General features: G+C 51.4%; 8 protein-coding genes, 1 tRNA gene and 1 pseudogene. 6 read left to right on the top strand and 4 right to left on the bottom strand.

The features are described 5' to 3' along the window. The 6 genes and pseudogenes from ABF287_RS15980 to ABF287_RS15955 all read left to right on the top strand — a co-directional run. Positions 1–443: pseudogene (locus tag ABF287_RS15980) on the top strand (recombinase family protein); the annotation flags it as partial. 172 nt (positions 444–615) lie between these two features. Next, complete coding sequence (locus ABF287_RS15975; protein WP_347185992.1) at positions 616–1,791, top strand: tyrosine-type recombinase/integrase; 1,176 nt, start codon at positions 616–618, stop codon at positions 1,789–1,791. Continuing rightward, on the top strand, positions 1,772–2,572 hold the full coding sequence (locus ABF287_RS15970) for a hypothetical protein (RefSeq protein WP_347185991.1): 801 nt from the start codon (positions 1,772–1,774) through the stop codon (positions 2,570–2,572). The genes ABF287_RS15975 and ABF287_RS15970 overlap by 20 nt, the downstream gene beginning before the upstream one ends. A gap of 108 nt (positions 2,573–2,680) precedes the next feature. After that, positions 2,681–2,890: a helix-turn-helix domain-containing protein gene (locus tag ABF287_RS15965; protein ID WP_347185990.1), complete on the top strand. Its 210-nt coding sequence runs from the start codon at positions 2,681–2,683 to the stop codon at positions 2,888–2,890. Then, on the top strand, positions 2,880–3,212 hold the full coding sequence (locus tag ABF287_RS15960) for a hypothetical protein (RefSeq protein ID WP_347185989.1): 333 nt from the start codon (positions 2,880–2,882) through the stop codon (positions 3,210–3,212). The genes ABF287_RS15965 and ABF287_RS15960 overlap by 11 nt, the downstream gene beginning before the upstream one ends. Continuing rightward, the gene (locus ABF287_RS15955; protein WP_347185988.1) at positions 3,209–5,347 is read left to right on the top strand and encodes a hypothetical protein; all 2,139 of its coding nucleotides are present in this window, start codon (positions 3,209–3,211) and stop codon (positions 5,345–5,347) included. The genes ABF287_RS15960 and ABF287_RS15955 overlap by 4 nt, the downstream gene beginning before the upstream one ends. A gap of 311 nt (positions 5,348–5,658) precedes the next feature. Here ABF287_RS15955 and ABF287_RS15950 read toward each other — a convergent pair whose 3' ends face one another. The 4 genes from ABF287_RS15950 to ABF287_RS15935 form a co-directional block, all read right to left on the bottom strand. Beyond that, positions 5,659–7,080, bottom strand: coding sequence for a phosphotransferase (locus ABF287_RS15950; RefSeq protein ID WP_347185987.1), 1,422 nt, complete (start codon positions 7,078–7,080; stop codon positions 5,659–5,661). Further along, positions 7,073–7,954 carry an ATP-binding protein gene (locus ABF287_RS15945; RefSeq protein WP_347185986.1) on the bottom strand — a complete coding sequence of 294 codons (882 nt, stop codon included), beginning with the start codon at positions 7,952–7,954 and terminating at the stop codon, positions 7,073–7,075. Before ABF287_RS15945 ends, ABF287_RS15950 begins: the two co-directional genes overlap by 8 nt. Further along, positions 7,955–9,787: an AAA family ATPase gene (locus ABF287_RS15940; RefSeq protein WP_347185985.1), complete on the bottom strand. Its 1,833-nt coding sequence runs from the start codon at positions 9,785–9,787 to the stop codon at positions 7,955–7,957. A 627-nt stretch (positions 9,788–10,414) separates the two neighbouring features. Then, positions 10,415–10,491: transfer RNA gene (locus tag ABF287_RS15935), tRNA-Met, on the bottom strand. Positions 10,492–10,509: the final 18 nt, after the last annotated feature.

Here is a 10,509-nt window from a genome sequence, read left to right as displayed (position 1 = left end):
TCGGCGGGCAGATAGATAAGATCGTCGAGGCGATCACAGCGGGCATGTTCCACGCATCGATGAAGACAAAGATGGACGACCTTGAAGCCCGCAAAGCCGAGTTAACAGCAAAGCTCGCAGCCCTGCCCGAACAAGATCCAATTGTGCTACACCCTGCCCTCGCAGAGACCTACCGCGCGAAGATTGCCGCCTTGTCGGACAGCCTCAATGACGAGGCTAGCAGATCCGAAGCCTCAGAATTGCTGCGTGGTCTGGTTTCAGAGGTGCGTCTGCATCCGGATGAGGCTGCCGATGATGGCCATGTAATTGAACTGTATGGAGAATTAGCCGCCATTCTGGAGTTGTCGGCCCCTAAAAACAACAACACCCGCCGTGTTACGGGCGGGTTGTCGTTTCAAGTGGTTGCGGGAGTAGGATTTGAACCTACGACCTTCAGGTTATGAGCCTCACTGTCGTATGTTTGACGTAGTTTGTTGATCATATTTCTTCATATATAAATCAATATGTTAATTTGATACCTCCTTGCTTTCAGTTTGATCAACATTGTCCAAATTTGCTCTCTAGTGTAGCACCATCGTAGCACCATTTTAGTTTACGCATTTGAGGATAGGATATTTGGCCAGTCATAAACTGAACTTCACCAAAGCTGCTTTGTTAAAAGCACCCACCCCCGCAAAGGGGAAACGTGATTACTACTCCGACAGCAAAGAGCAAGGCTTGCAGATGGCCGTGACCTCTACCGGAGCAAAGAGCTTTTATCTCTACAAGCGCGTTGATGGCCGCCCTGAGCGTATTTTGCTGGGACGCTTTCCAGATATCAGCATTGAGAATGCCCGAAAGGCTGCGGCAGAGGCTAAGGGCAAGATTGCCGGAGGGCAGAACCCGCAAAAGGACCGCCGTGCCATTCGGGATGAGATGACCTTCGCGGCGCTGTTTGACGACTACATGACCAAATATTCCAAGGTGCATAAGAAGTCGTGGAAATATGACGAACGGGAAGTGAACAAGTTTCTGTCCCATTGGTTCAAGCGCAAAATCTCGTCGATTGATAAAGCTGAGATTGAACGGCTTCATGCCAAGATCGGCAAGGACAACGGCACCACGCAGGCGAACCGTCTTTTGGAGCGTATCCGGTCCATCTTTAACAAAGCGATTGATTGGGGCTGGGATGGCAGCAACCCTGCCGTGGGGATCAAGAAGTTCAAAGAGAAAAGCCGTGATCGGTTTTTGCAGCCGGACGAATTGCCCCGCTTTTTTGAAGCGCTGGCCAATGAACACAACGAGGCGGCGCGGGATTTCTTTATGGTTTCTTTGCTGACAGGGGCGCGTAAATCTAACGTCTTGGCGATGCGGTGGAAAGATATCAACTTCACCACAGCCACGTGGCGCATTGAAGAAACCAAGAATGGTGATGCGCAAACTGTCCACTTGCCTGCGCAAGCCATGGAGCTTTTAAAGGATCGCAAGTTGGCCTCAGAAAGTCCGTGGGTCTTTCCAAGCAGCGGCGCGTCTGGCCATTTGGCGGACCCTAAGAAGGCGTGGGAGCGCATTTTAAAAGAGGCAGGCATTGAGGACCTACGCATTCACGACCTGCGCCGTACCTTGGGCAGTTATCAGGCCGCGACAGGCGCAAATGGTTACATCATCGGCAAATCATTGGGCCACAAAAGCCAGCAATCCACCGCGATCTATGCCCGCCTCAACCTTGATCCTGTGCGTGACAGCGTTAATAAGGCGACAGATGCGATGTTTGGGTACGGAGGCAGGCAGGATGGCGAAGGCTCGCGTTGAGGACTGGATAGACCAAGAAGATATAGAACCCAAAGACCTCATATCTGCCGACCTACTTAAGGTATTTGCAAACCTTGCTGGCTTTCCCAGTGATGGTTTGGGCTTTGAGGCCACCAAGACCGCACTTACGAGCGCCCTTGAAGCCTTTATGTGGGCGAGACTTGAACAAGAAGCCTTACACCCCGAAAGCGCAGAAAACAAAGCCCTAGATGCCGCAGCGCAAGACGCAAGCCAGCTTTATGATAAGCTCTTATTGCTGCAAGACTATTCGGGCTTAGAAAAACGCGTCGAGGCCTCCATTCGGAGCAACCCTAATCTATACGAATTTGACGATGGGAAAACGCTCAGAGATTTAATCTCTACGCGCCGAAATATATTCCGAGCATACCGCGAACTATTAGTGGATTTACAAGTTTGCCTCGAAAACACCAGTAACCGCCAACCCAAGCGCCACGTCATAGAAGACCCCGACAATGGCGCGGTGATCGAGCTTGAAACAGACGAAGAGTATGCGGCGCGTATGAAAACTTGGCGCGCGCGGTCAAAAGAGCGTGCTCTACCAAAGGATCATGCGTTGCGTGAGTTCTTACGAAGCCTTGCACCCTACTGGGAGGCAAACAGCCCTCATCCCTTTACCGAAGGGATGTACTTCAAAGAAGCCAATCAAACGGTATCGCAGTTGGTGGATGCGGTCGAAATTATCATGCTGGTTGCGTCCCCTAACACGACCCGCCAACAAATTGTTACGGCCATTCGCGATGTTCGCTCTAGCTTATCGTAGAAGTGACAGCGCATTTTGCGCGTCACTTCTACGATCGTGTTTGATGGATGCAATTGCGCGTATCTGACAAGTTACCCCCATTGATAATCTTTGATGGAGGTAGCTCAAATGAGCGCTTTGAAAAAACCGAACCTACTCACCCCGCAAGACGTTGCAGATCGTCTTGGGGTCTCGACAACAACCCTTGCAACGTGGCGCTGCACCAAGCGTTACCCGCTGACCTATGTGAAGGTGGGCCGCTTGGTCCGCTACCGCGCGGGCGACGTAGACGCCTTTGAGATCGCCCGCTTGCAGGAGGTGGTCGCCAATGACAACTAAGCAAGGACACGCCGTGAACGCGGCCCCGCGCCACATCTATTTTGTTTTGGTGAATGACGCTTGTATGAACTCCCTTTGGGGCCTTTTGGCCACGTGGCTGCCGGACGGAAAGCGCGTTGGCCGCGAATGGGTGGCGCGCAATCCGACCCGCGCAGATCGCAAGGCGGGATCGTTCAAGGTTAACATGGATACGGGCCGTTGGGCGGACTTCGCCACAGGCGATAAAGGCGGCGATCCAATTAGCCTTTATGCGTACCTCAACAAATTGTCTCAACGGGCGGCGGCGGCGGAACTCCTCGATCATTGGGGGCTTGGCGCATGAATATTGCAATCGCAGAGCTGCGCCACCCGAAAGCTGGCAAACCTTCGTCGCAATATGTCTACCGCAGCGAGGACGGCTCAGCCGTTCTCGTGGCCAATCGGTTTGATCGTGGCGTGGGGAAATTCTTCATTCCTTTCGATCTTGTGGCCAATGATTGGAAGGCACCAGAAAATCGCCCTCTCTATCGCTTGGATGAACTGGTGGCAGCAAATGAGGATCGTGCAGTGATTGTCACCGAAGGCGAGAAATGCGCCGATGCGCTGACCGCCCTTGGATTTGTCGCAACCACAACTTACGGCGGCGCGCAGGCCCCGCATAAATCAGACCTCTCCGCTCTTTACGGGCGTAACGTCTACGTATGGCCTGATAAGGATGAAGCGGGAAAGACCTATGCGGAAAAGCTCTGTGCTACGTTACGTAGCGCAGATGGCACCACGCCAAAAATCATTCCAGTGTCGGATTTAGCCCTACGTAGCGTTACGTATGGAAACGAGAGCGGGCAAACGCCTAACGCCCGTTACGTAACATATGAAAAGGGATGGGATGCGGCAGACGCGGCGTCTGCGGGCTGGACCGTAGGCAACGTGAACACGCTTCTTAAACTGGCAGCGCCCTATGAAGGCACAGCACAGATTGCGCCCCAAATTGCAACGCCCTCCAATGACAACGAGTCCCCAGAGCTATTTGACGGGATTGACCTTTGGCACACACCGGAGGGCAAGCCCTACGCCTCAATAAAGCGTGGCAATAATTCTGCCCCCCAAGCAGCCCCGTGGGAAACCTTCGCCTTAGAAAGCGCCGCGTTTAAACGGCTCTTGGCCCATGCCGCCTATCAAACGAGTGGCAAGGTGCCACCCGCTGCCAAGCTGGATGATCAAGTGCGTCAAATGATTGGGGAAGCCCTGTTTGAGGGGGAGCGGCGCGAGGTGTTCACCCGTATCGGCAGTGGCCCCGATACGTTAGGACCGCAAAGCATCGTTTTGGACCTTGGGCGGCCAGATTGGTCTACGGTGCATGTCACCTCGGATGGGTGGTCGACACAAAGCGGGGCGATACAGTCCAAAACGGGACCGCGATTTAAACGCGCCCCAAGCATGGCCCCGCTGCCCGTACCAATTAAAGGCACCGCCGGAATGGACCTGCTACGCCCGTTTGTAAACGTGGCCACGGATGATGACTTTCGGCTCATGGTCGGCTGGCTCATGGGCTGCTTGCGCCCCAGTGGCCCCTACCCGCTTTTGATCCTCACAGGCGAACAAGGCAGCGCCAAAAGCACCACGTCGAAAGTGCTACGCGCCTTGGTTGATCCGTCAACATTGGCAACGCGCAGCTTTCCAAGCGATGAACGGGATTTGGTGATTGCAGCCCAAGGCGCACATGTTCTGGCCTTTGATAATCTATCCAAGGTCAAACCTGCGATGGCAGATGCATTGTGCCGCTTGGCGACAGGCGGCGGCTTTGCCACCCGCAAGCTGCACAGCGATGCAGACGAAGTGCTGTTTGATGCCACGCGGCCTGTGATCTTGAACGGCATTCCAGACCTCGCAGAACGGGCGGACCTGTCAGATCGTGCAATCTCTTTGCACCTGCCGACAATCTCACCACAAGAACGCACGTTTGAAACCGACTTTTGGTCGAAGTTTGAAGACGCGCAGGCACTTATCTTGGCGGCGCTTTTGGATGCGGCCAGCCATGCACTTGCAAGCGTGGCCCATGTGGCTCTGACAGAGCGCCCTAGAATGGCAGACTTTGCCAGATGGGTGACTGCCGCCGAACCTGCGCTTGGATGGACTCAGGGCGCGTTTTTGACGGCCTATGCAGCAAACCGCAAAGAAGCGGCGGAAGTGGCGCTGGATGGCAACGCCGTTGCGAGCTGCATTTTGGCTTTGGTACGGGATTGGGGCGCGTGGCGCGGCACCGCCACTGACCTGATTGCGCACCTGCGGATCACTTACCCCGCCCTCACTGAGAGCGCAGAGGCATTCCCACGGCAAGCTGCAGCCTTTGGGGCAGAACTGCGCCGCGTAACGCCGCTCCTACGCGCTCACGGCGTAGAGGTGGCTCACCTGCGCGAAGGCAAAGACAGGCGGCGCGTGGTTTGTGTGTCGAAAAAAGAAGATTGGAAAGGGGAATAGCTCGATGTTGACCGAGGCGCGGTGCTATCAACGCGGCGCCTTTGGGCCACGCCAACGAGCGGGCGGACAGCAAATCTAAACATAAGCATTTTGCTGTCCGCCCTGTCCGCCTGCCGTCCGCCCCATAGGCAACAGGGCTTGGCGGCGGACAGTGGCGGACAGGGCGGACAGCGATTGAGGGGAGGTTTTGTTTGGTCGAGGTGAAGAACGGCCCATAGCCGACCTGGATTTAATCATGTGAGGCTGCGTTGCAGCATCCCGAAACCGGACATTCATGATTCTTGGAGCTATTCGGCGGGCAGGTTAGGAGCTCATTCATCGAACTTCTGCCTTAGTTCCTGCAACAGCAGTAAGGCTAGGCCTTTGTCGGTATCTTTATACTTCAACTGCCGCAAAACATAAGAATACGCTGCAGCAACTAGTTCTCGGTGTCGCAAGCCTTCTTCAGCAGCACTTGCCCTACACCGAACAAAGTAAGCTTGAAGGTTCGGAAGGTTTGAATAGGTCGAAGGGTCTTGCCAGCAGCTGGGAACTACACGATCGCACGGGTCTAAGTCGAACGCAGGGGCACCCGGATGGAACAATGCAGAAAACTCAAGAGTCATCCAGTCTAAAGCCAGCGGACCTTCCCTCACATCACCATAGTCAATGAATACTGGTGCTGAATCCTGATCCAAAAGTATATTCTCTCCATGCAAATCTCCATGAATACAACCCCAGTTTACTTGAACGTTCCTAGCTTCAAACCCATCGAGCCAATCCAAATCATACTCTCCGGCAAGGGCAGTTTTCGCTTCATCGTCTAGAACGGTTCTTCTGATGTCCGAGATTGTCATTCGTCGCTCAGATTTCGCCACTATCCAAGGTTGTCTCTGTTCAGATACGCCTTCCAGTGCGGCTTCCAAATCATCCGGTTGCTCGCGCACAAGGTCAAATATATTACGGTTGCAACCATCGGCTAGTTGGTAAGCAATCGCCGCCAAATCCTTGCCGCCAAAGTAAAGGGATTCCAACAATCGAGGTGAGGCTGAAGCTGGTAAGCGATTAATAAGATGAAGGTTCTCATTCTCAATCTCTACCATCTGCTTAGTACCTACTTTGAGTACTGCATTCTGGATTTTCTGTCCGTTTTCATCAAAAACGCACAAATGGTACACTGGGCTCCCTGACAATCCCCCGCTTAGTGTTCGTACGTCGCATCTGACCCCGTGGCTTCTGCTAACAAAAACTTGGCACAATCGACGTTCTTGCTCATCAAGCTTAGTGCTGTCATCGGTCAGAACTTCAACGTCCCTTAAGGCCCCAATCGCTGCTGTATAGCCCGCGATGCGATCAGGAAATTGATCAAAGTGCTTCTTGCCAAGGTGATCAACAGACGGAAAATTACTGTTACCGCCCCAAATCCGTTGATTCTTGCATCGTCGAACGACGGTGGAAATAATATCGTCAGCACTCAATGCGGTCAGGATGAGTATTGGCATTCCAGGTGAAGAAGCAAAAAGTTCGTCCCATACTGCACGGCCATGATCTACGTGTGCGTCGAGAGCATCATCTATCGTTGGGATTTTCTGATCAAGTACGGCTAAGTCAAAAAAGGACTCAGACGCTTTCAAAAGCGCTGTATCCCTGCTCTTGGCCCATGTGATTTCACAATCTGCATCAGCTTCAAGGCACGCTTGCTGGATGCTTTGAAAGAAATCTTCTTCATCTTCGACGATAAGGAGTCTAGCCATCTTTTGGCCACCTCATCTCGAACCGCATTCCTCCAAGTTTTGCCGGGAAAAGGTTCACGGTACCTAGGAGCGTTGTCATGGCCATTCTGGCAATTGCTAAACCAAATCCCGAGTGGCCCCGCTTGTTTGTTTTCCCGATTTCAAAAGCGGCTTCCTGTGGTCCCGAAATGCCAATGCCGCTATCCAAAATCGTAACGTAGTATTCAATGTCAGTCTGACCCCAAAAAATTACGATCGGCTCATTTGAGGGCGACAACTTTGTTGCTTCAAATGCATTTCTCAGACCGTTTGTGAAGGACAGTCTGAGCAACGCTTTATCACCAACCACCTCCAGGCCAGCGGGGCCATCAAAGTGCATAAAGCACTGATTTATATCTACTATTTCTTGCGACGCTTCTCTTATGAATGCATCGGCATTGAAACTTGTAGTCTCCATTGAAACAGTAGCTTCCCGCAAAGATGTTATCCCATCAAGCACATCACTCAGATGTGTCAAAGTTCTGGCTGTCTCACTTGCAGGATAATCGCCAATTTCGCGCTGACAGGAATACCTTAGTAGTCCGATTTTTGGAGAGATTTCGTGGAGTAACACACCTGTTACAAACTTAACTGCCTTCTGGTAATCACCGTCTGAAGTCTCAGACTTATTCTCTCGCGGGCGCTCGGCAGCATCATTGCGGATATTGTTTGAAAGAACACGCTCTATCGACGCAGGGATCAAACGCCGCAGAAAGGAAACTCTCTCGGTCCTCAGAGCTTCTTCTAGATGTGGCACCACACTTGGGTCAGCCATTTTCCCAAGAGCACGGATCGCTATCGTCCTTGTCTTCGGTTCATCCGAACTCAGTGCTGAAATTGCTTCATCCCTATCCAATTACTCATTATCCCCGTAAAATTTTGCTCTTGTTTGGAAAGCCAACTGGCCGCCTTCCATCAGGGAAGAGATCGCTTCAACAGCCTCAGCGGCCATTAGTTTTTTGGAGAACGACACAAAGCCCCGCTTGCCATCTGAAGCAAGCATTACAACTTGTTGAGCCTCACCCAGAACAGGAATGTTTGCATTATGCGTTGTAACAATAAGCTGACTGACTGTCGCCCTGTCTTTGATTGCTCTAATTAGTGTCTCGGCAATGAATGCGTTATCGATATGATCTTCAGGTTGATCGAGGACAATTACAGCATCGGTCAATTGAAGTACTATTGGAAGCACAACGGTACAACGTTGTCCTAGTGACAATTCTGCAATCGGTTTTGCATCAGCGCCATCAAGCAGGTAAAATGCAGCGGTATCTTCTATTGGAAATCCGACCAATTTCCCCAAATCCACTTTTTCCAACGCAGAGATGAGGCGCACCGATCGATCAATGGTCACATTTAGGGCGTCCGAAAGGGCTTCAAAATTGTTAGCCTCGATCCATTCGACGAGCTCTCTAGGCTCGACTAGCAAAGATAGGTCACTCACTATCTCTCCGTAGCGCAGACCACTTCCTCTCAGTTGACTGGTCAATTCTTCTTGGTAACGATCAATGTCCGCTGCATTTTCCAGTACAATTTTGATCGCAGGACTTAGCTTTGAGTTGAGCGTGTCTGCAACTTCTGATCTCAAATCGAAACGTAACTTTCTCAATGTCGTTAAACGATCTAAGTTCTGGCCACGCGCAACCTGCAATTTTGCAATCGCTCTTTTTTCCTCTTCGACTATCGAGCTTAAGGCACTTAGTTGCGCAACTTTGTCTCGCAAGCGTTGAGCCGCTCGGGAGATTTCTCCAAACCCTGCCTCTGCGCGCTCAATTTCCGTTCTAAGAGCCCGAGCGCTGGCTTCCAATGAGACACGTTCAGATTCCGTATTTTTGAAGGTACTGCGGAAAAACAAGTCTGCGTCACCCAGCTTTGCCCTCGCGACGCTCACGGCTTGGATAGCTTCAGCTAGCAGGTCTTTGCCAACCGCTAGGTCATCATGAAACATCGACGGATCGACTAATTGGCCCCATGTTACTTCTAATTCTTGTAGACTAGATACCCTAGCACCTGAAATCTCTAGAAAGCGCTTTAGGTGGTCTTCTAAAACCGCATTCCTTGAAATATGGCCATGAATCTTCTTCAGCTGTTCATAGCGCTCACTCATCGCCTCCGAGGTTTTCTTAACGGATTCTTCCCGGCCTTCGATCTCAGCTAGCTCTCTCTCAAGTTCTGGCAGGCGGCTCCACTCGCTCTCTAGGTTTTTAAGGTTTGCCGACTTATGTGTGATTTCTGCCGTCTGCGAAGAAATCCTTGAGATTAGTGAGGTTTCCTCTTCGATCCTGGCCTGTTTCCCTGAGACAAACCGATCAATTAAGCCTAGCCGTCCCACCTTGGACTTCCCTAGCGTCTCAATTTCCGTTTGTGAAAAGACGATTGGCCTGCTGAAACTCTCAGAAGCTCTAGGTTCTTCCTCATGGGCAGATCGCGAACTGACAACGGTCTTACCCTCGTCAGTCTGGAGCGTAACTGTGACTTGACCAGAACCCAAAACTGCTCTGGCATGATCATCTGACATGGCAGAACCCGCGTCAAAATCCGTGGGACTGCCCACTCCAAAACGAATGAGCTCAACCAACGATGTTTTGCCGGTTCCTCTTGCACCTATTATTGTGTTGAGACCCGCTGAAAGTCTTAGATCCAAGCCATCCAGAAAACCTTCTTCAACCTGTACCCTAGAAATTTTCATTCCAACTCTCCCAAAAAGACAAGATCGAAATTTTCCACAAAAATTCGACTGCCTATCCAGCCACCAAAGTTGACGGCAATTCACCTAGCGACTTAGCCAGCTAGCTTCATTGCTAGCAACCGAGATGCCATCTTTCTATAGGTAATGCTGCATGACCGGCCACAAATTACATTTTTCTGACTTTCATCAAAACCCTTACCGCAAAAATGTACACAATCCGAAAGGTATGGCTGTTAACGATCTCTGGTTGCGAACGTCCGCTTTAATACAATTAGCTTAATTATTTTGCATCTGCAGCGAATGACTGCAATCCGCCCCTACCCCTTATCACAAGCACAGCCAGCGCCTTTGCGCTTGGCAATTAGAGACAACCTCTTCACCCAAAACAACACCGTCAATTGTGCGGCTGTTGCGTAATCGTTAGCTGCGCTTTGGTCTCATTTACGATTTCATAGGTATGATTTTGGATATCGGCTGACAGTGCTGCCACGGCTTCATGGCGTAGGCAGTTTTATCGCCACGCTCGCGTTCTAAAAAGTAGCACCACTGTAGCACCGAGCATTTAGACCCTAAACGCAGAAAAGCGCCCTTGAGGCGCTATGTAATTGATATTGCTTATGTAAGAATTGGTTGCGGGAGTAGGATTTGAACCTACGACCTTCAGGTTATGAGCCTGACGAGCTACCGGGCTGCTCCATCCCGCGACAGTATGCTTGTGCTAC

It is taken from the genome of Pacificibacter sp., from assembly GCF_039769035.1.
Taxonomy (GTDB): Bacteria; Pseudomonadota; Alphaproteobacteria; order Rhodobacterales; family Rhodobacteraceae; genus Celeribacter.
Note: the sequence above shows the minus strand (reverse complement) of the source record. Positions and strands in the feature narration are given on the sequence as shown.